Origin of the sequence: Bradyrhizobium sp. AUGA SZCCT0283 (genome assembly GCF_018130385.1) — a bacterium.
Lineage (GTDB): Bacteria > Pseudomonadota > Alphaproteobacteria > Rhizobiales > Xanthobacteraceae > Bradyrhizobium.
Map to the genome: position 1 here is coordinate 108,953 of NZ_JAFCLU010000003.1, position 18,906 is coordinate 127,858.

Annotated in this window: 21 protein-coding genes; 15 read left to right on the plus strand and 6 right to left on the minus strand. The window is 59.9% G+C overall.

Annotated elements, in window-relative coordinates; translation table 11 throughout:
- Positions 1–16: 16 nt before the first annotated feature.
- The 3 genes from JQ624_RS06055 (at position 17) to JQ624_RS06065 (ending at position 2,576) form a co-directional block, all read left to right on the plus strand.
- A complete protein-coding gene (locus JQ624_RS06055; RefSeq protein ID WP_212417951.1) occupies positions 17–1,387 on the plus strand; it encodes a DNA methyltransferase in 1,371 nt (456 codons plus the stop codon).
- Between the two features lie 381 nt (positions 1,388–1,768).
- The gene (locus JQ624_RS06060) at positions 1,769–2,023 is read left to right on the plus strand and encodes a hypothetical protein (protein ID WP_212417952.1); all 255 of its coding nucleotides are present in this window, start codon (positions 1,769–1,771) and stop codon (positions 2,021–2,023) included.
- 256 nt (positions 2,024–2,279) lie between these two features.
- Entirely contained in the window at positions 2,280–2,576 is a 297-nt protein-coding gene (locus tag JQ624_RS06065; RefSeq protein WP_212418188.1) for a hypothetical protein, read from the plus strand.
- A gap of 243 nt (positions 2,577–2,819) precedes the next feature.
- On the opposite strand, the gene JQ624_RS06070 is transcribed toward JQ624_RS06065, so the two are convergent.
- Entirely contained in the window at positions 2,820–3,887 is a 1,068-nt protein-coding gene (locus JQ624_RS06070) for a restriction endonuclease (protein ID WP_249129452.1), read from the minus strand.
- Between the two features lie 208 nt (positions 3,888–4,095).
- On the opposite strand from JQ624_RS06070, the gene JQ624_RS06075 reads away from it, so the two are divergent.
- The 12 genes from JQ624_RS06075 to JQ624_RS06125 all read left to right on the plus strand — a co-directional run bounded on the left by JQ624_RS06075 (position 4,096) and on the right by JQ624_RS06125 (position 12,500).
- Positions 4,096–4,287: a helix-turn-helix transcriptional regulator gene (locus JQ624_RS06075; RefSeq protein WP_312014386.1), complete on the plus strand. Its 192-nt coding sequence runs from the start codon at positions 4,096–4,098 to the stop codon at positions 4,285–4,287.
- A gap of 102 nt (positions 4,288–4,389) precedes the next feature.
- A complete protein-coding gene (locus JQ624_RS06080; RefSeq protein WP_212417954.1) occupies positions 4,390–4,539 on the plus strand; it encodes a hypothetical protein in 150 nt (49 codons plus the stop codon).
- A gap of 26 nt (positions 4,540–4,565) precedes the next feature.
- Positions 4,566–4,784 carry a hypothetical protein gene (locus JQ624_RS06085; RefSeq protein WP_212417955.1) on the plus strand — a complete coding sequence of 73 codons (219 nt, stop codon included), beginning with the start codon at positions 4,566–4,568 and terminating at the stop codon, positions 4,782–4,784.
- Between the two features lie 759 nt (positions 4,785–5,543).
- A complete protein-coding gene (locus tag JQ624_RS38430; protein ID WP_249129453.1) occupies positions 5,544–5,693 on the plus strand; it encodes a hypothetical protein in 150 nt (49 codons plus the stop codon).
- A 5-nt stretch (positions 5,694–5,698) separates the two neighbouring features.
- Positions 5,699–5,983, plus strand: coding sequence for a hypothetical protein (locus tag JQ624_RS38435; RefSeq protein ID WP_249129454.1), 285 nt, complete (start codon positions 5,699–5,701; stop codon positions 5,981–5,983).
- A gap of 339 nt (positions 5,984–6,322) precedes the next feature.
- Positions 6,323–7,621 carry a hypothetical protein gene (locus JQ624_RS06095; protein WP_212417956.1) on the plus strand — a complete coding sequence of 433 codons (1,299 nt, stop codon included), beginning with the start codon at positions 6,323–6,325 and terminating at the stop codon, positions 7,619–7,621.
- The gene (locus JQ624_RS06100; protein WP_212417957.1) at positions 7,603–7,857 is read left to right on the plus strand and encodes a hypothetical protein; all 255 of its coding nucleotides are present in this window, start codon (positions 7,603–7,605) and stop codon (positions 7,855–7,857) included. Before JQ624_RS06095 ends, JQ624_RS06100 begins: the two co-directional genes overlap by 19 nt.
- A gap of 11 nt (positions 7,858–7,868) precedes the next feature.
- Positions 7,869–8,111, plus strand: coding sequence for a hypothetical protein (locus tag JQ624_RS06105; protein WP_212417958.1), 243 nt, complete (start codon positions 7,869–7,871; stop codon positions 8,109–8,111).
- Between the two features lie 54 nt (positions 8,112–8,165).
- On the plus strand, positions 8,166–8,450 hold the full coding sequence (locus JQ624_RS06110) for a hypothetical protein (protein WP_212417959.1): 285 nt from the start codon (positions 8,166–8,168) through the stop codon (positions 8,448–8,450).
- Between the two features lie 524 nt (positions 8,451–8,974).
- A complete protein-coding gene (locus tag JQ624_RS06115; RefSeq protein WP_212417960.1) occupies positions 8,975–11,119 on the plus strand; it encodes a leucine-rich repeat domain-containing protein in 2,145 nt (714 codons plus the stop codon).
- Between the two features lie 54 nt (positions 11,120–11,173).
- Positions 11,174–11,377, plus strand: a complete 204-nt coding sequence (locus JQ624_RS06120; protein ID WP_212417961.1) for a hypothetical protein — start codon at positions 11,174–11,176, stop codon at positions 11,375–11,377.
- Between the two features lie 313 nt (positions 11,378–11,690).
- Positions 11,691–12,500, plus strand: coding sequence for a hypothetical protein (locus JQ624_RS06125; protein ID WP_212417962.1), 810 nt, complete (start codon positions 11,691–11,693; stop codon positions 12,498–12,500).
- A 2,177-nt stretch (positions 12,501–14,677) separates the two neighbouring features.
- Here JQ624_RS06125 and JQ624_RS06130 read toward each other — a convergent pair.
- The 5 genes from JQ624_RS06130 to tnpA all read right to left on the minus strand — a co-directional run bounded on the left by JQ624_RS06130 (position 14,678) and on the right by tnpA (position 18,898).
- On the minus strand, positions 14,678–15,604 hold the full coding sequence (locus tag JQ624_RS06130; RefSeq protein WP_212417963.1) for a hypothetical protein: 927 nt from the start codon (positions 15,602–15,604) through the stop codon (positions 14,678–14,680).
- A gap of 252 nt (positions 15,605–15,856) precedes the next feature.
- Positions 15,857–16,447 (minus strand): UPF0149 family protein, encoded by a 591-nt coding sequence (locus tag JQ624_RS06135; protein ID WP_212417964.1) that lies wholly within the window; start codon positions 16,445–16,447, stop codon positions 15,857–15,859.
- 29 nt (positions 16,448–16,476) lie between these two features.
- Complete coding sequence (gene tnpC / locus JQ624_RS06140; RefSeq protein WP_212418190.1) at positions 16,477–18,036, minus strand: IS66 family transposase; 1,560 nt, start codon at positions 18,034–18,036, stop codon at positions 16,477–16,479.
- A gap of 50 nt (positions 18,037–18,086) precedes the next feature.
- The gene (gene tnpB, locus JQ624_RS06145; RefSeq protein WP_212417965.1) at positions 18,087–18,440 is read right to left on the minus strand and encodes an IS66 family insertion sequence element accessory protein TnpB; all 354 of its coding nucleotides are present in this window, start codon (positions 18,438–18,440) and stop codon (positions 18,087–18,089) included.
- A complete protein-coding gene (gene tnpA, locus JQ624_RS06150; RefSeq protein ID WP_212417966.1) occupies positions 18,437–18,898 on the minus strand; it encodes an IS66-like element accessory protein TnpA in 462 nt (153 codons plus the stop codon). The genes tnpB and tnpA overlap by 4 nt, the downstream gene beginning before the upstream one ends.
- Positions 18,899–18,906 lie beyond the last annotated feature (8 nt).

Consider the following 18,906-nt stretch of genomic DNA (forward strand, 5'->3'; position numbering starts at 1 on the left):
CACACAGGAGGTTACAATGCCGCTGACACAACTGAACCGCCCCACCCTCGCGATCGTCTACCAAGCCGTCGATTCCCTCAAACCTCGCTCGACCAATCCCCGGACCCATTCGAAGAAGCAGATCGGCCAAATCGCTGCCGCGATACGGCGGTTTGGCTTTACCAACCCCGTGCTGGTCGACGACGCTAACGGGATCGTCGCCGGGCACGGCCGTGTGGAAGCTGCCAAAGCCGTTGGTCTCGACCAGGTTCCGACGGTACGCCTGTCGGCGATGAGCGAAGCCGAAATTCGGGCTTACGTGATCGCCGATAATCGATTGGCTGAAAATGCAGGCTGGGACCGTGAATTGCTGGGTCTTGAGCTGCAGTACCTCACCGATCTCGATGTTGATTTCGACGTTACCCTTACCGGCTTCGAGCTGCCAGAAATCGATCTGCTGATCGGCGAGCTGTCAACGGCAGGCGATAACGACCCTGCGGATGCCGCCGTTGAGGTCAGTGCCGGCCCGCCGGTCACCCGACCGGGCGAGCTTTGGCGCATCGGCAGCCATCGGCTGATTTGCGGCGATTCGACCCGATCCGAGACCTATCAGGCCTTGCTAGGCGAGCAGCGCGCCCAGCTCGTGTTCACCGATCCGCCCTATAACGTGCCGATTGCCGGGCACGTTGGCGGCCTTGGCGCGGTCCAGCACCGCGAATTTGCGATGGCATCGGGGGAGATGTCGCCGGCCGAATTCACAGCCTTCCTGCAGACCGTATTCGGCCATCTCGCGGCCTACTCTGTCGACGGATCGATCCATTTTCAGTGCATGGACTGGCGCCATCTGCAGGAAATGTTGGCCGCCGGTAGCGCCGCGTATACCGACCTGAAAAACCTCTGCGTCTGGGTCAAAAACAACGGCGGCATGGGTTCACTGTACCGGTCGCAGCATGAACTTGTGTTCGTTTTTAAGTCGGGCACCGCGCCCCACATCAACAATGTGGAGCTCGGCAAGCACGGCCGATATCGCACGAACGTCTGGAGCTATGCTGGCGTTAACAGCTTTGGCGGCGACCGGGATGATCTGAGCCTGCATCCGACAGTTAAGCCCGTGGCCATGGTCGCGGACGCTATCCGGGATTGTTCACATCGAAAGGCCATAATTCTGGACGCCTTCGCCGGCTCCGGCACAACGCTGATCGCAGCTGAGAAGACCGGACGCCGGGGCTATGGCATCGAGATAGATCCGGCCTACTGCGATGTCACGATTCGCCGGCTGCACGCTGTATGCGGCTTAGACGCCGTTCTGGACGCCACCGGACAGCCCTTTGCGGAGATCGAGGCACTCAGGGCGGCGGCGGCCCCAACCCCGGTGAAAGCCGCGCCGAGGCTGGAGGGCGCAACATGAGGGTCACAGAGGCCGGGAGATCGCTAGCGCCCCTAGCCTCAAATGGCGCCCCCTCGGCTTCCCCACCACCGGGAGGGTCGGGTGGCGACAGCGCTAGAAGGCGTTCGACTTCCGGCGGCGACCGGCCAGCTGGCTCCTGGCGCTTTGGCATTCCGGCGACGAAGGGCATCAACTGCCTCCTGGCGACCTCAAGAATGCGCCGCAACTAGCCCGAATTGCCTGCAACTGCCGCTCGGGGGTCTTCGCGCGGATAAGAAGGGAGCGCGGAGCAACGTGTCGCGTGTGGTCCGATGATTTTGATCCGCCAGCAGCGAGTGCTGCGCCTCGCGGAACCGTTGCCGCTGCAGACTGTTGGCTCTAGTGGGCAAGAAGGAGCGGATCATGAGATACGTTTTGACCTTGCTAACAGTTGTGAATGCGTGGGGGATCATGCCGGCCAGCTCAGAAGAATGCGAACCTGGAGTAAGCCTGGCATCGTTAGACACCACCTACACGGTGGGATCGGCCCAACACCGTGGCGAGCCGGACCGGAACACAGCGTTTGTCAAAGAAGGTGAATTTGAATCTCCAGAGACGATTGCAGCAATCGAGAGAAATCGCGAGGATCGAGAGCGGACCGTGGTCATTGACCGCTAGCCTGCCCCAGAGGTGGTGTAATTATTCGCCGCACGTTGATGCGCAAGGCAACCGGCTTCACCACAGGTTTTAAGCTTTGCGCTTAACGGAGCTCGGAGTATCCACGTGGTCGGGTGCACAATTTCCATTGGCGACGAGTCGGGCCGACGTGTTTTGCTGGCCGCAAGTAGTACAGCTCGTGACCCACCCTAGTCCAGCAGCGGCCCGATATGCTTTGATGCGTGGCGGGCTGGAACTGAGACGCATGGGTGGCCTGATGTACATATTGCTTCGAAAGTACACCAAGGTTCGTTCGGTTGCGGATGCTGCCCGCCGCGCCAAAAGCGGCATCGGTCAGATCCTAAGGGAATCGCACGGATTCAGATCTTATTATGTATTGGATGGGGGCGAAGGCGTCGGTGTCGCTGTGATGATATTCGAGGACCGCGAAAGCGCCAATGCGGCGAACGAGAAAGTACTAGAGTTTGTTCAAGCAAGCCTGTTTGACCTTAATCTTGGAGAACCCGAAATCATCGCCGGGGAAGTTTTGGTGAATATAGAATCTGATGCGTAATTGTTAAGGCTACTCATCCGCTACGTACGCGGCACGCGTCGAGAGGCGGCCGTAGCGCTCGCCAATAAGAAAAGCGGCTTAGATGCCGTTCTGGAGGCCACTGGGCAGAACTTTGCCGAGGTCGAGGCTGAGAGGGCCAGCGCAACTGCGCGCGTAGTACAAGAGGCGCCGAGGCTGGAGGCTTCTGCATGAAGGTCAACGAGCCCGAAGAGTTCGCGAACGTTCTGCCAGCCGCTGGCTCCTCTAGCCCGTCCGCTCTATCAGCCAGTTAAGCAGGCCAGCATCGATCGCGGCCTCAGACAGCCGCCCGCCGGTCCAAAGATGCAGCCCCGGTTGCGCAGGCAGGGTAAGCGGACCTGCAGCGGAATGGCAGACGAAGAAGAAGCGTTCACAACTCCCATCCCGTTGAAACCGACCAAGGTAATCATTGAGACCCGCCTGAGACGCCGTGGACTTGATCTGCACCCAGGCGGTCTCTCCTAAGAGCGGCTGGCTAAGGACCAGGTCCACATCGATCTGATCCTTTCCCAGCACGCTGGTGCGCTGCCATCCGCCCCGAGCGAAGATCAAATCCACTAAGGTCTCGAAGTCCCGCCAATCCAGTTGCCGAATCATATGCAGGCCGGCCTCACGCAATTTGGTCGCGTGTTCGGTTGCCTGGACATGCAGCGGGTTGCGTACGCCGCGAATGCGTCGCAACAAATAATCCGCGTGTTTAACGGTACAGATGGTCATTTGATAGCTGGCGGTGCGCGTCAATGCCGAACTCAGACTTCGCATTGTGAGCGGTTGCCCGTTCAAGCTTTTGTTGGACCACCCCGCGCGAGTCCGCCGATACCGCGGGGGTTCATCTTGATTGTCCCGATCATCCACGAGGACGGGGCCGTCCGCGAAGGCCCACCAAAAATGGCCATCGGCCGCCGTAACCCAAAGGGTGCCGGCCGGCAGACCATAGAAATCCCTTATTTCACGCAAGCCTTGGCTCGCGCCCTGTGCCGATCGTCCTATCCCAACCAGTTGGTGACGCACCTCGTTCCAATCGCCGATCAGGCAACTGTGATGGTCGATCGATCGATAGCCAAAGGGAAGGATACCCTCCTGCAGCGCCTTAGTAGCCCACTTTCCGTTCTCGCCGAGTTTGATGTACCTCATTGCTACAGGCTCGAACGATACGGCCGTCCTGTCACCAACCGCCGTCGCAGCGTCAACAGCACCAGCATGCAGTAAATGCGGTGGATGAAATGCCAGGCGGCCCGGGAGCGACGGGTTGAGATTGTCCGTCGCTGGTAGCGCGTTTTCGTCATAGTCCATGGCAAAGCCTCTGAATTGACCTGACGGCAATTCACTTCCTTTCCGGGGGAAGTCCACCGGGTGCTGAGACAATGCAGCAAGACAGTTAAAATTATCCCATTTTGGGATTATCCGAACATGGGATCAGGCTGCCGCGCCGATGGGAACTCGCGCGCGCAAACTGAACAAATCAGTCCATTCCGAAGGGCAGATCGCCTTTCGTGCGCTAATGATCAATGCGCGCAAAGCCGCCGGCCTCACCCAACATGAATTGGCAGCCAGGCTCGCCAAGCCTCAGTCCTTCGTTGCCAAGTATGAGGCCGGCGAACGGCGCATTGACGTCGTGGAATTCATAGCGATCTGCCGCGAAATATCCGTCGATTCCGTCGGAATTCTGAAAAAGCTCGTGAAAATCGTCTGATCATTAGAGCTCGCTTGAAAGAAGCAACATGATTGCCTCGTTTTTCGCTCGACTTCGGCCGCATACGGAGCATTGCTGGTCGCGGCAAAGGAGCCAAAGCCAATGGATGCAGAAGCCAGTGAACTAACCGTACGTGACATGCGCATGCTGGACCCGATGCCGCCGCGGCTGCGCGAGGCGATGGGCGCCTATGAGGTGACCGACACCTCGCCGCTGTCGCTGGCCGCCCGCGCCGGCGAGGCCGCTGGCTAGGCGCCCTCGTCCACCGCCTTGAGAGGGTGCAGGTCGTCGACCGCCTGGGTGTAGAACTTGTCCCTGGCGAGGTCCGGATTCGTCTCGATAAGGCCGCCGGGATCGTGCGGGCGGCTGATGCCTGGGCCGGCGCGGGTTTTTCCGACAAGGCGGTGGAGATTACGCTGGATATCGAGCAACCGCTTAATGAGGCATCCACGCTCTTAAATGCCGTGAGCCTTATTAACCGCATCACGGGCAGGTGACGCTCAAGCAGCGGTTTGCATCTCAGCCCCGCCAAGCGCCTTGCGGTTCTCGGGGTCGGAGTCGTGCCGGCGATGATACCGGTACAACCCAGGAGAAACCGGTGAAGCCATCAAACAAACAGCGCATTTGTTCTCCGAGCTTGACCCTGCGCAGGTTGAGGTCCTAAAAGGCGACCATGAAGGAACGCGAAGCGATGAAAGGTCCGCACGCGTTCTTCAACCTCCGTCAGACATAAGCGCTGCCAATTGAAAAATCGGACTTCATGGGTCAGCGATAGAGCTCGATCCGTGAGGCGGCTTCCAGAAAATCGCCTGTTCGGTTCAGTCCAACAATGCCAGCCTGTCTAAAGCTTTAGTTAAAGTGAGCCCTCTGCGGGTGAGTGAATTAGCGCAGCGTAATCCGCCGCCGCCAGGAACACGGAGCAATACGCCTCGCCATTGCGCCTGCGTTCCTAGGGATCCGACGCCGCTCCGGTTTTGACGGGAACCTTTTCCCTTCAAGACCATCCAAGGTGGGCAGCGAGGAAACCCGATACGACAGGTCCAGGGACCTGCGGACAGATCCGTTGGCACCGGACAATACCGAGTTCGTACACCGCGTACGTGCCTCGGGATGGGACCCTTCGAACATAACCAAGGAGGACAACCAATGGCACAGGATCTTTCGACTTCCCTCACAAGACACTGAGCGCCGTCCCGGTTGCTTTGGCGTGGGCTGATACCGCCTACGCGCAGGCCAAGGAAACCACGAAGGAAACCATGTCTGAGAAAAGTCTGTACGAGCGGCTGGGGGGCGTATTCGCCATCGCGGCGGTGGTGGATCACTTCAGTGACGCCGTCGTGAAGAACCCCGTCGTCGGCCAGAAGTCCAGAACCCGCAACTGCGGGAATGGCACACCAAGAACCTGAAAAGGTTGCCCGGCCTCAAGTTCATGCGCACGCTATGGGCCTGCAACGTTTCGGGTGGGCCCTTCCAGTTCACCGCGACCAAGCCCGGCAAGACGCCGGTTGGCCTGGAGGAGGCCCATCGGGATCTCCGTATCTCCCCGGCCGAATTCGATGAGGTCGCAGCCGAACTTGGACGGACGCTGGACTTCGCCAAGGTCCCGAAACGCGAGAAGGCCGAAGTCCTGGCAGCTTTTGCAGCCCACAAGGACGAGGTCACGACCGGCTACGTCGCGGCCGCCAGGCGCGGCTGAAGCTGCCGTACCGCCCAGACGATCCCGCTCAGCTAAAGCTGGGCGGGAAGTGTTGCTGCGCCACGACTAGATGACCGGATAAAACTACAAGCTGCGGTGCAATGAGTCTGTTTCTGGCACCTGCAGCACCGGCTGTCGCGCGGGCTCGCGGCGGCCCCGCCGGGGCCGGAATCCTTGTCAGGCTTTCAGGCTTTCATGCATTCAAATACACGCTGCGTTAGTTGCCGGCGCTCGCCTGGCGAGCTAGTCTCACATGCAACCTGGGGGACCCTCGCACTCGCCGCGACATCGGTGCCTGCGCGCCGGCGATGGACCCGATCCTTGCCGGAGTGAGCTCCTATGTCTGAGAAAGAACATAGCCTTGCGGCGACGTTTCTCGGGGTCGTCCTGGCTGCGTCTTTCTTGGCCGCCAGCGCCTCGGCCGACGAAGAAGGCTACATCGACAACTGGCCGGGGAACATAAGGCTTGAGCTGGCATCCCCGGGGCAGCCGGAAGCGATTCCGCTACCTGCCGAGCGGGCAGGGCCATCGCTGAGCGACCGTCTTCGTCTTGCTTGGGCCGACTTTAGGCCCACGTTTTGCGACCGGATCCGGGGGAGGTTTGAGGCAAGGGGCTCGGTGCGCGCGTGGCTCTATTGCGATCTCGCCGCGGCTGGCGAACTCCGAGGGCGTCAACTGAACCCGTCGCTGTTTCCCAATCGCCTCGACCTAAAGTATGTGGTGAGCGGGAATCGAATCGGGTTCGTGTCACCAACCCCTGGACCCCTGCCAGCCTCGACCGATCCGGGCATTCAGGCCGAATTCGCCGTCGTGCTCAGACTGACGCTCGTGTTCGACGCGGAACTGAATGTAGCCCAGCTTCCAGACCCTTTCGATCCACCGCCCGATCCGCCTGATCCTCCCGAGCCGTACCTGCAAGGCCCAATTTCGATGATCTCAGCGAGCATTGGTTTCGCGGGAGCACGATTCACGTCGACCTGGGATGTTATACCTTTGCTTGCCGGGCAGATCGCCCCCGAGCTGCGCGGAGGTGAATCTGGGCTAAACGCAACCACGGAGGACCTTAAGCCCGATATGATCCCTCTTCGAAAGATGAACATCGAGCTCGACAAGGGAGCCATCGAATTGCGGCGCGCACTCGAGACCGAAGACGACCGAGCCCCTCTATTTTACTTGACGACCTCCATAAGGGAAAGTGACTACTTCATTCGGTTTTTCCGGCTCTCGCGACCTGCGGTACCGCTCCCGGGGTGCTCATGCAGCTCTGAGTGCAGCCAGCAAATCTACTGCATCTGCCGGGGTGCGGGCGTCCTCCAGGAGAACGAGCAGGTTCTCTTGCAGCGGCTCATGGCCGGCGGCGCCTGGAAACCTTCCGGTCTTTCCGACCGAGGGTCATGGTCCGTGAATGGCGACGCGCTGGGAGCGGCGGGCGGCGAAGAGGTGACCGTCCGTCTTTGCAGAGTGAGCCAGTGGGGTAGGAACTGCGACCAGCCGCTCACCTTCGTCTATCGGGACCTGGGGACGTGCAGTGGGGTTCCGCCCGATCCAACGCCTACGCCTATTTGCCCACAGGGTATGCGCCCTTGTCCAGGCCACGGCTGCCTGAGCTTCGGCATGACGTGCTCGCCGCCAATGTGAGCCGGTGCCTGCGTGCGCCACATGCCAGGTCCGTCTCAACAGACAAGCCGAACCACGCCCCCGGTCGGACTCTCTTCACCTACACGGGCTCGCTGAGCAACGTGCCGTTCCCCGTCATCGGCGGCGCGTCCAACCTGCTCGATCGCGCGTACACCATCGCCGCGGAGATCACCGTTCCGCAGAGCGGCGGATCACCGATGGCCGACGGTTCGGCGGCTACGGTTTCTATCTGCTGAAAGGCCGGCCGGTGTTCACGTGGAATGTCCTGCAGCTGCCGCGCGTCAAATGGCAGGGCAAGGTGGAGCTCGCGCCGGGCAAGCACACGCTGGAGTTCGACTGGAAGTATGACGGCCCAAGCTTCGGCAAGGGTGGCACCAGCATCTTAAAGGTCAACGGCCAAGTCGTGGACGGCCATCCCATGCCACGCCAGCGTGCCCGTGGTCCTGCCGTGGGTCGAAAGATCGAGCAAACGACTGGTCGCAGACAATAGGCGTTGTCAGCGACGCCGCGGCGTCAATCAATGCCCGACGGATGGCATCCTCGAATGGAGATGTCCATCGGCGGCTTGGTTGCCCACGAGCACGTCAACATGGCAGCTTTTGACCCTTTGCTGACCATCCGCAATCTAGTCTCGCGACGCTTGGCGCTCGCGAAACCTCTGCCTGCAATCACCGCTGATCTCGGCATCTCGCGCACGGGAGTGCAGTATTGGGGAAAAGCACGTCGAGTAGAGCCACATGCTCTTGCGCGACGCTGCGTGCGCATCGTCTCGGGCAGCAGTCCGCATGCGCACGCCAACAGGTACAAATCGGGCAACTGCCAACGGTGACGATCACACTGCCTTGCGCGAGGCATTCTCCGAGGCGCTCCGGTCGTTCTCGATATCTGCGGAGTGGCGTACAGCGCGCAGGTCGCCGCAACCATTTCGCAGTCGATCATCGTCTTGCGCTGCAAGCTCGCTGTGGTGAGCGCGTTCTCTAAAATCGTTCTCCAGCGTCTGCTCGCGGATCTCGTTTGGCGCGCCCCGAAAAGAGCCGCAGTTGTGCCGTAATTTTGGCGCAACATGAGGGTGCGGTGGCGTTTTTCAGCACGAATGGATGTTAGGGGGACCCATGACGTTCGAAGATGACTTCGCGCAATGTCTGTCCAAGAGCGGAATTGAAATTGAACCGGAATCGGTTCCGACCCGTGTCCGGGTGGTGATCGTCGACAGGCGTTCTCGATCACGCGAACGGCGGGCATTAACAGTGCAGCTATTTCGTGAAATAGATGCTGGCAGTCGTATCTTGGCCCTGCGGAGAATGAGTAAGCGTTCGAAATTCTGTTCGAACGGGTTGCCATCAGGGGGTGACAATGCCTGAACGCCAACGGATCATTGTTCCCTTCGATGGCCACGTAATCGGTCAGGGCTTCAACTCATTCACGATGGAGAGAGTTGGCACCGGTCTGGTCCCAGACACCGCCGGTGAGGATCCGGTCGCAGACGGTCAGCAAGCCCGTTTCTTGTTTCGGATGGTCACTTCGCAGGAGTCGCTGGAGAAGGCGCTGAATTTCAGTGCGGACGTTGATGCGCGTTATGGTCTTTTCTCCGGCGGCGCCAAGTTTTCGTTTGCAGAGAACCAGGCCATCAATCGATCTTCGACCTACATTCTTGCATCATGCGTCGTCACAAACGCGCTGCGATTTGGCAGGAACTTCAGGCCGACACCCAATGCGGCTGCGCTAATTCAGGCCATGGACAAGGAGCAGTTCCGGCGTTCCTTCGGCGACCGCTTTACTGAGGCGCTCCGCACCGGCGGAGAACTTCATGCCCTGGTGCGGATTACCTCATCCAATACCAGTCATCAGCAGAAGGTTGCGGCGAGCCTGCACGGCGAATTGAACGGTTTTATCGCCAGCGGCAGCTTCAATCTCGCGTTTGGTGCCGCGACGGCCGACACCTCGTCGCACACGGAAATTGCGATTGAAATCAACCAGACTGCCGGTCAAGGACAGCAAATCCAAATTCCAGGCTCCGACGCCGCGAGCATTCGGGCCCACTTGAATACTTTCGCACAGGCGGCCCACGAGCACGCAGCCGCGTACGAAGCCGAGCTTGTCACTTACGACACGCTCGCGATCCCGTTCGGGTCCGAACTCGAATCGCAGCAGAAGCGCGAAGTGCTCGCGGACTGCCTTGTGAGGAAGCAACGGTATTGGTCCGCCCTGAGCGACATCCGTTACGCGCTCACAGAGGATGGCTCAATGATTTTCGTTGACCTGCCTCCGCGCGCCGAACTGCAGGCCCTGGAAAGAGAATTCACCCGCGTCCTCAACGACCTGATGGCTCACGCCCGAGAGGTGTCGGCGGGCACCCGTGAGCCCGCGTTCTTCATTCCCCAGAACGAACCCACGCCTCCTCTGTTCAGGCGAGCGGCCATTCAGCCGTTCAGGGAATGGTGGGAACGCCTGGACGACCTCGATTTGCTTGCGGATGAGCGACTGATCATTCTTCGTGTCGGAGATGCTGCCCGCGAGTTCTTGCTCGTGCCACCGTCCGGTGCAGCGCCGGACCTGATGGAGCGTGCGGCCGCCCGGGTCGAAAAGCTGTACCTGATGCCGCGTATGCCCTTCGACCCCGAAGCACCGCTCTCCTCACTGGAAAGTCTTCCGAAGATATTTTCCGGACCGCTTCGAACCCTTTACGTTCCGTCTACAAGGATAAAGAGCCTGACAGGCCTCGAGACGTTCTCCCGGCTCGAATACCTGGATGCACGCAGCTGTCTGCTTCAGGACATCAAAGCACTCTCCGCCATCAACGGTCTCCGATCGCTACAGGTCGGCGGCAACTTCATCACGGACCTTGGGCCGCTACAGCAACAGCTGAACCTGGAGGTGCTCGACTTCACGGGCAACCAAGTTTCGGACCTCGAACCGTTACGCAACATGCAGTCTTTGCAGTGCGTCGCGTTTGGTCGCGGCCTCCAGGACGATGCCGACGACGACAGCGAAGATCCGCCGCCTCCGCCAATCCAGTTCAAGGGCAATCCCATCACCGACGCACGCGGGCTCGCGAACATCAAGGTGCTGCAGTGTCCGCTGACGCTAGGCAGCCGGATGAAGCTGGGCAAGCTTTCACGCCACGGTGCTGCCCAGATCGACCAAGGGGTGCTCACACGCATCAACAAGTCCGCCCACTTTCAATTTGTCTCCGATTCGGGGGCGGCCCCGCAGTTTTGCGCCTTTGCCGGATGCTTCAGATGGATGCTGTTGGATCTAGTCGGAGGTCCGGTGGTCTTCATGGTCCTCTTCTGGCCAGAAGCGCGAGAAGTTTCCATTGCTGCCACGCATCCGGCCGATGCGACTGCGCCCCTCGTCGGGAGCAAACTGGCACAAGCGCTCGGCCCGCCCGGTGGACACCTTCCGTCCGGCGTTCACAGCGGGCTCCCTGCCATTCTGAATTTCTTCTTCGGTGTCGAGCGATGGACCAGCTTGGCTGAACTTACAACCATTTCCTGATCTATGATTTTGTCGTGAGACGAAAGCGGGCCTCAGGCCCAAGCGGAGGTGCCAGTGAAAAAGAAGCCGTTCGACGTCGCTTGGGTCAGCGATCTGTCACTCCGCGAACTGGATGTGTTGCTGAGGGCCGTTGTTGATGCTAGGGTGAAGAAACTCGACGAGCGGCAGCAGGAAGCATTCAAGTTGCTTCAAGTCCAGTCGGCCCTGCTCCGGCTCCACGATGAGTCTCCGCCGCTTGTACGTAAGAGTACCAATTAAAATCGCCCGGGCATCTGGGACTCAGTGACAAGGGAGATCACGTCGTCTTCCGTCGGCTGTGGCACCGGATCAATCCAAGTCCGTGGAGCATGCCAAGCCAATTCACGCGCAACAGTCCAAATTGCGAGGTTGCGTGGAATTGGCACGCAGCCCCGGGTACCCTCGCAGACCTGAATTTATATCGATTGCAGTTGGCAAATCGTTGCGCGATCACTAGTCCTCCATATGACCGTGCGTGAGTGAACCGTGCCGGAAGCCGCTATTCCTAACCACGTTGGCTGAAGTCTGAACCCATAGAGAGCCGGAGGTTGCTATGCCAGAAGTAGACCCTGAAGCCAGGCAACGGCTTAAGCAACAGTCACGTGAGTTCGCGTTAACGTGCGCCAAAGCTTCTGGTGTATTGGCAGTCGCGGGTGGCATCATGAGTATTCTCCCCAACGATCAACTAAAGGCCGCCGGGAGAGTCGCCTCCATATCTGCTGCGATGATCGGCCTGCTCGGGTCCTACTACTTCGTCGTGGCAGCCGATCCGCCGCGCGACGATTTCGATGAAGTGTGGATCACAGGCGCGACCATCGATGACGCTTCCGTTCCGACGGAAGAACCAGTGCGTAGCTTGCACTTGCTGGCCGCACGGCACATGCAATTGTCCGACGCTTGCTATGCCCTCCTCACCGCGCTGGAGCGGCATGACGGCGCTATCGCCGCGAGCGATTTCAATGCTGCCGGTGTCCAGGCCGACGCGGTGAGGCAGAATGCCAATGTTTGCATCGAGCTCCAGGACTCCATTCGCGGATCAATGTTCACGATAAACGAGACATGGAATGCGGTGAAGCAAGATTTCGCAATCGGGTTCGAAAACGCGAGTCTCGGGGAAGTGCAAGCGTTCTACAAAGAATGTTGGGGATCGCCGCCCGACGCGCCGGGCGCGGCGCTCAATGAAGTGGCGAGCGGCGTGAGCGGCGCTGCGGAGGATGTGTTGGAGGCGTTCGATCCCGGGGCAGCGCATCCAATATTGTCGGAGACGGAGATACCGGAAGAGTCTGAGAGTCTGTTTGACGACGCCTTTGCAATCGACCTGGCGAATTTGTCGGGCGCGATGGCAGCTCTCGTTCTTAGATAGAGAGTGTCGAGACGAGATCCTGGCTTCTTAGAGTGTCATGGTTTTCCCGAGATAACGCGAGGCACGGACAGTTCGGTCGGATCACGAGTGTGGATCTACGGTGTTCTGCCACTCCAGTTCCTCGATAAGAAGCCGAAACTGGCCGGACTTACCGGCTCGACGGCAAATCCACTGCGCCTTGCCACAGTAAGCCTTCCGAGTCGGCATCTACCGTCGGCGATATCGCGATTTGATTGCTCTGCAAACCAATCAGCATCGTCGCAGCTGCCGACGATGCGCTCTTGCGCACTGATGCGGATCTGCATGCCTACTGGGGGAACTCCATTTCATTGGCCCTCTTTCATTTAGGTGCTTCGACGAGGCCATTGCAGCGTTCGGCAATATGGCGACGTTCCATTCCTGGCACTACGCCGCACTTTGCGGCATCCTTGCCAATGCCGGAAAGACGTCCCAAACGCCATGGCCAAGCGTCACGGTCGCCGCGCGGCTGCGAAGCCCTATTCCGAACCGGTCCTGCTCGATCACCTGCTGGACGGCCTGCTCAAAGTGGTTGCCCGAGTGACGTAGGAGTCTTGCCACAACTTGTCGCCACCTGGGCATCCAAGTCGCTCGATGACGGCCTCTGGCCCAAAGCAGATGAACGCGGATCTGGCCATAATGTACGCTGTTGGTAGTAGAGCCGACTACGGCAGGCATGCTGCGACTTCTCGGAGAGGAGTTGCGGCTCCGCGCCGCCGCTTTGCCGGCTCCCACAGCTCCCCGTCCGTGTGCATGAATCAATTAACATAAGCTGCGAAGACGCTTGTCGCTTCGACCCTAACCTTCACAGGGTTGGGGCCCGGAGATCACGGCAGGCGCAGAAAAATCTTGCGTCGGGGCTTAAAAGATAAACCAGCGTTTACGTTTGACGGCGCCTGATGGTCGCGCCAAGGCGACAACTCCAACGGCGTCTGCTGTGCAGCCGACTGGGCCAGAAGCGGACAAAGGGTTCGAGCCGCGGGTGTCGCTGATATCGCAGCAACGGCTGAGTTGACGCCCTAATATCGCGGAGATCAACTCGTCTTTGCTGACTACGCGATCGCGTATCAGGTAGATGAGCAGATCAAACGCTTGCGGCGAAACCACAATCGGGCGCCGGTGCAACTCCCGATTTTGACCGAATTGTCCTCCAACAGGTAGTGCAATCTTGCGGTCGTTCCATGATGATCCGGAAAGAGCAGCCTAGTACGTGCTGAGGGCGCGAAGTTAATCGCAGTAGGGAAAAATGTAAGCGCTCGATAAAGTGCCGCAGCGGGCCTTCGTGCATTCTTGCCCGATCAGAATCGATCCGGCGGGTATTCTTGAAATAAATGCGATGAACGTGGCATTGCGAACTATTGCGTCTGCGAAAATATTTCGAAGCCCTTCTTTAGAAAGCTGCCATTTGTTTCTGGCAGAGGCGTCTGTCTGGAGCGCGTCTACAGTCTGTCCTCGCAGTTGGATGAGATTTTGCGAGCTCAGCGATTTCGAGCTCGAGGACGTCGCAGCCGTCAGGAGATCAAAACCACAGCCGTGAGACGGCAGGAGATACAGATGCCAGGCGCGGTACGGCGAGGGAGGTGCAGGTCTGATAGTCTCCCGGCAGCTGTTACTGGAACGCCACGTCATGAGGGCCTAGATAGAGCGTCAGATCCTTGAAAGTTCTCACTTCGGGCAACTATCGTCAGCGATAGCAGGTTGCCCATTCGCGACGAAGGAGAGAGGAAAAGGATTGCTGCTACATGCAGGGAACGGATATGTCGGTGGCTTGAGTTGAGGCAGTTGTTGGATCGACCCCACGATAGGCTCGGGGAAAAGTTTCAAAAATACCGTGCGGCGCAGCGAAGGCTCAATGAAGATTTTGAAGCCTTTACCGGGTCCGTCGAGAGGGCCGTAGCCGAAATGTCGATGATTGCTATCGTGTGGTTCTGGCGCGCCAGACTGCCGTGGATAAGGTAGCCCAAACGGCTGCCATTGATGATTTCCATCAATAGACCTGACAGAGTCAAACAAAACCGAGTACTTACCCGGGGAGACGGTGAACACATCCGGCAAATTCGGCGTTGCACTTACCTTACGCACCATCCGATTCAGCTCGCCGGGTTGCATTAGAGACAGTTTTGATAGAGTGATAGCATACTGCAGGCTCTTGAATACATCTAGGCTGAGCCGTCCCTCCTGCAACCAATGTCCGAATCGATCAGGTCCGAGACTTTTGGAAAAACTAGCAGCCGCTTCCCACCCGCGCCCGCTTCAACATTGAAAACCTCGTTGAGCTTCGCGGCAGTAGCGTTTTGGGGGTTCACCAGCAGGTCAACGAAGTCTGCGGTAGTCGGGTCTGTGACGAATTTAACTAGTTCAATCGCAGCCTTTTCGACGGCCTTCTTAAGCTCCTCACGGACGTGTGCCTTCAACTTGTTGATCTTATCAATTAAATCAGCAATGAAATTCGGAAGGACGCGTTCTAGTAGCTGATCGAGGCGTGCTTGCGCGCGTTGGTACTCGGTCTCGAGGTTACACCCACCCTCTGCTAATTGATAAGGTGTAGCTGTGAAGACTGTCCCGTGGCACGAGAGCCAGTGTTTGTACAATTCGAACGCTTCGCTCTTTCCGCCAATCATGTTTCTGCTTAACTCCAGGCTTGTCTCTATGTAGGCGGAGCCGGCACGGTCAATTCCTGTGGACCAGTTCCGAAAAAAGAAGCTGAGGAAATTGGCGTCATCGAGCGCCGCCTGAATCGTCGCCTTGATCGCCTGCTTGTCGACAAGCTGTTTTCGCAAATTTTCGATTTCGCGTTCCAGGTGCTCTACGGTTTCGCGGGCCTTCTGTGTAGCTACGAGTTGTACCTCTAGCGAACTCCTCGCAGTGTCGAACGCGAGATCTGCCGCCACCTTCGTTGTTCGTAAGGCCGAGAGGGTCGATTCGCGTTGTATCTTTTCTTGCAAGGCAGCACCCTCATTAGCCGCGGCCTCCAATGCCATTGCGCTATACCGAGTCGCCTCTGCCTGTGCGGCACTCAGTCGATTTTGAGCATTTGTGACCTCCTGTGTTAAGCGATTCCATTCTTGGTTGACGACCTGTACCATATCGCAAACCTGATCAGTAACGGTCCTGCAGACTTCACGACAAATAGGATTTAATCTTCCTCCCGGGCAAAACGTCTCGCAGGCAGTTCGTGGGACTGACCTGCACTGCCTTTCGGCAAGCTGGGTCGGCGTGGTGGCCAGACGTGCTTGCAAATTGTTTATTTCTTGATTGAGAGTATTGACTTGTTGCGTAGCTGCTGTCGCCGCGTCACGAGCAAGGGTAACCGGTATGAGCTCCCACGTCCGCAGTGATCAGCGGGCGCGTGCGTAGCGGATCGGCATCCAGTATTGGCGCAGCGCCTCGACGGTCGCTGGAATGTCGAGGTGGGCATTGCGGAGAAAGTCCTCGGTCTCGCGGCCGCTTCGCGGCGGTCCGAGCAGCGGACGGCCCTGATCGTCGCGACAGTGCAGCAGGATGGGCCGCAGCAGGCCGTGATTGACGTTGCTGGCGTCCAGCAACGGCGTCCACACCGACAGCCTGAGCCGCATCGCGGCGTAGAAGCCCTGGCACCACGGACGCGGATCGATATCGCCACTGACTTCACGCCGGTGCATCGGCGCGAACTGGCGAGGCGTGGTCGAAAGGGTCTGGCTGATCTCGTTATGACGCAGCGCGACGGCGGAAATCGCCGCGAACTCCGGGGTGCCGCCGTGGTTGAAAGCATCGGCATCGATGGCGAGCAGCGGGCAGATCCAGTCGAGCGGGCTCATCGAGATCGGTCCAACCACGATCGCGGCGACGTAGCCGTCGAGCATGGGAATGCTGGTGGCGGCAGGATGCCGATCGACGCGAGCCTGCAGCCACCGCTCGAGTTCCTCAAGCGGCATCGCGGCTGCCGCCATCGACGGCGCTGCCTTATGGCGGCGCGAGCTCATGCCACGGCCTGTGCGGTGCGCTGGCGCGCCGCCTTCCAGTTCCAGGCGAGCAGCTCGTACAACTGATGGCTCTTGGTTCGCCCGGACACGATGCGCTCCAGCACGTCGGTCAGATAGGCCTGAGGATCGAGTTCATGGAGCTTTGCCGTGTTCACGAGCGATGCCAGGATCGCCCAGCTCTCGGCGCCGCCCTCGCTGCCGCTGAACAATGAGTTGCGTCTTCCCATGGCAATCGGGCGCATGGAACGCTCGACCGTGTTGGAATCGACCTCGACGCGGCCGTCGCGGAGAAACAGCGTCAGCCCGTCCCAGTGATTGAGCGCATAGTTGATCGCCTCTGCCAACTTCGACTGGGAGAAGAGCTGGCCCACCATCTCGGTCAGTCGCGCCTTGAGCGCCGCCATCAACGCTGCGCTCCTGGTGCGGCGGCTGGCCAGCCGCTGCTCCGCACTGTTGCCGCGGATCTCCGCTTCGATCGCATAGACCGCCTGCAGGCGTTCGATCACCTCGCGCGCAAACGGCGACTGGGTCGTTTTGAACACCTCGACGAATTTGCGTCGGGCATGGGCGAGACAAAAGGCGAGCTGGATTGCGCCACCATGATCGCGGGCGAGCGCCTTGTAGGCGGCATAACCGTCCACCTGCAGAATGCCGGAAAAGCCCGTCAATTGTGCGGCGATCTCCTTGGTGCCGCGGCCGTCGGCGAACACGTAGGCAACCGCCGGCGGCGCAGGCCCGCCCCAGGGGCGGTCATCCATGGCATGCGCCCAGAACTGGCAGATGCGGGGGCGATGTCGCCCGGGATCGAGCACCGGCATCGGGGTCTCGTCGCAGAACACGCGCGGCGAGGCCTGGATCGTCCGCAGCTGAAGTTCATAAAGGCTTTTGAGCCACCAGGCCGCACGCTTCACCCAGCCGGCAAGCGTCGACCGGTCAAGATGGACGCCCTGGCCGGCCAAAATCTGCACCTGCCGGTACAGCGGCAGATACCAGGCGAACTTCGAGACCACCACGTGGCTCACCAGGGCCGTCGAAACCATGCCGCTCTCAATCAGGCGCGGCAGCACCTTCGCCTGGACCACGCCATCGGTGCAGCCGCGGCAGGCGTATTTGGGACGGATCGTCCGCAGCACCCGCAAGATCGCCGGGATGATGTCCAGTACCTCGCTGACGTCCTCGCCGATCTTGTGGAGCTGGCCCTGGCAGCACGGGCAGGCGGTCGCCTCCGGCTCCAGCACCTGCTCACAGCGCGGCAGGTGCTTGGGCAGCGCGCCGATGTTGCGGCGCGCCTTCTTGCGCGGCTTATCAGACGGCTTCGCCGCAGCCGCATCGTCGTTGGCAGCCGCAGGCGGGGTGGCGCCGGTCTCAAGGTCGTCAAGCTCAAGCGCGAGTTGCTCGGCCACGAGCGTGGCAAGCCGCTCCGAGCGCTTCCCGAAGATCATCTCTTTGAGCGTCTGCATCGCCACGCGCAGCTTCTCGTTCTCGACGTCAAGCGCGAGCACCATCTCGGTCAGAGCCGCCGGATCGGTCGGGAGAGCATCGGGGCGAATCGCCATGATCAGACGATACATGCGCCCACTGCATGCTCCAGCGAAATCCTCACCTCTCAGCCAACAACGGCCGGCTGCTTCACAGGCTTGGGTGAGACACGCGTCCACTCAAGTCCGTCGAGCAGCATCGCGAGCTGCGTCGCACTGAGATGCACCACGCCGTCGCGGATCGGCGGCCAGGTGAAGCGCCCCTGGTGCAGCCACTTCGTCACCAGCACCATGCCGCTGCCGTCCCACGCCAGAAGCTTCACTCTGTCCATGCGCTTGCTGCGGAACACGAAGACGTCGCCGCAATACGGGTTCGCACGCAGCGCTTCGCTCACCAGCGCCGACAGCGTGTGCACCGACTTGCGAAAATCGATCGGCTGTGCCGCCAGCACCACCTTGAGGTCAGACCGTAGTGCAATCACCGGATGCCCCGAAGCGCTGACAGCACCGTCGAAAGTGTTGCCAGTTCCACGCCCGGCTCAACCCGGATGCGCGCCCCACTCAGCTCGATCTCGATCACCCCGAAGGGCTTGGCCGGTGGCGCGGCGATCTCCAAAGGCGTCGTTTGTGCCGCCAAAATACGTTCGGACTCGCCAGCTGTCCCGCCGTCGCTCTCGGCACCAATTTGGATCGGCACGAAGCTCGGCGCCTTGCCGGCCACCACCGCCGCAACCTGGCGTCGCCACACCGTGAGCAGCCCGCGGGAAACGCCATTGCGTCGCGCCACCTCGGAGATGTTCGCACCTTCCTCAAAGCTCTCCGCCGCGATCCGGGCCTTCTCCTCGCCCGTCCATCGTCGCCGCCGGCGCTCCCCGGTGATTACCTCGACGCGACGATAGGAATCGCCTTCCTGCCTGGCATCAAGCATGGCATTTGCCATCGTTCCAC

What these genes read in the sequence shown, in the direction of transcription:
- JQ624_RS06055 (WP_212417951.1), top strand. Translation starts at nt 17, where the DNA reads ATGCCGCTGACACAACTGAACCGCCCCACCCTCGCGATCGTCTACCAA.
- JQ624_RS06060 (WP_212417952.1), top strand. Translation starts at nt 1,769, where the DNA reads ATGAGATACGTTTTGACCTTGCTAACAGTTGTGAATGCGTGGGGGATC.
- JQ624_RS06065 (WP_212418188.1), top strand. Translation starts at nt 2,280, where the DNA reads ATGTACATATTGCTTCGAAAGTACACCAAGGTTCGTTCGGTTGCGGAT.
- JQ624_RS06070 (WP_249129452.1), bottom strand. Translation starts at nt 3,887, where the DNA reads ATGGACTATGACGAAAACGCGCTACCAGCGACGGACAATCTCAACCCG.
- JQ624_RS06075 (WP_312014386.1), top strand. Translation starts at nt 4,096, where the DNA reads ATGATCAATGCGCGCAAAGCCGCCGGCCTCACCCAACATGAATTGGCA.
- JQ624_RS06080 (WP_212417954.1), top strand. Translation starts at nt 4,390, where the DNA reads ATGGATGCAGAAGCCAGTGAACTAACCGTACGTGACATGCGCATGCTG.
- JQ624_RS38430 (WP_249129453.1), top strand. Translation starts at nt 5,544, where the DNA reads ATGTCTGAGAAAAGTCTGTACGAGCGGCTGGGGGGCGTATTCGCCATC.
- JQ624_RS06095 (WP_212417956.1), top strand. Translation starts at nt 6,323, where the DNA reads ATGTCTGAGAAAGAACATAGCCTTGCGGCGACGTTTCTCGGGGTCGTC.
- JQ624_RS06110 (WP_212417959.1), top strand. Translation starts at nt 8,166, where the DNA reads ATGGAGATGTCCATCGGCGGCTTGGTTGCCCACGAGCACGTCAACATG.
- JQ624_RS06115 (WP_212417960.1), top strand. Translation starts at nt 8,975, where the DNA reads ATGCCTGAACGCCAACGGATCATTGTTCCCTTCGATGGCCACGTAATC.
- JQ624_RS06125 (WP_212417962.1), top strand. Translation starts at nt 11,691, where the DNA reads ATGCCAGAAGTAGACCCTGAAGCCAGGCAACGGCTTAAGCAACAGTCA.
- JQ624_RS06130 (WP_212417963.1), bottom strand. Translation starts at nt 15,604, where the DNA reads ATGGTACAGGTCGTCAACCAAGAATGGAATCGCTTAACACAGGAGGTC.
- JQ624_RS06135 (WP_212417964.1), bottom strand. Translation starts at nt 16,447, where the DNA reads ATGGCGGCAGCCGCGATGCCGCTTGAGGAACTCGAGCGGTGGCTGCAG.
- tnpC (WP_212418190.1), bottom strand. Translation starts at nt 18,036, where the DNA reads ATGGCGATTCGCCCCGATGCTCTCCCGACCGATCCGGCGGCTCTGACC.
- tnpA (WP_212417966.1), bottom strand. Translation starts at nt 18,898, where the DNA reads ATGGCAAATGCCATGCTTGATGCCAGGCAGGAAGGCGATTCCTATCGT.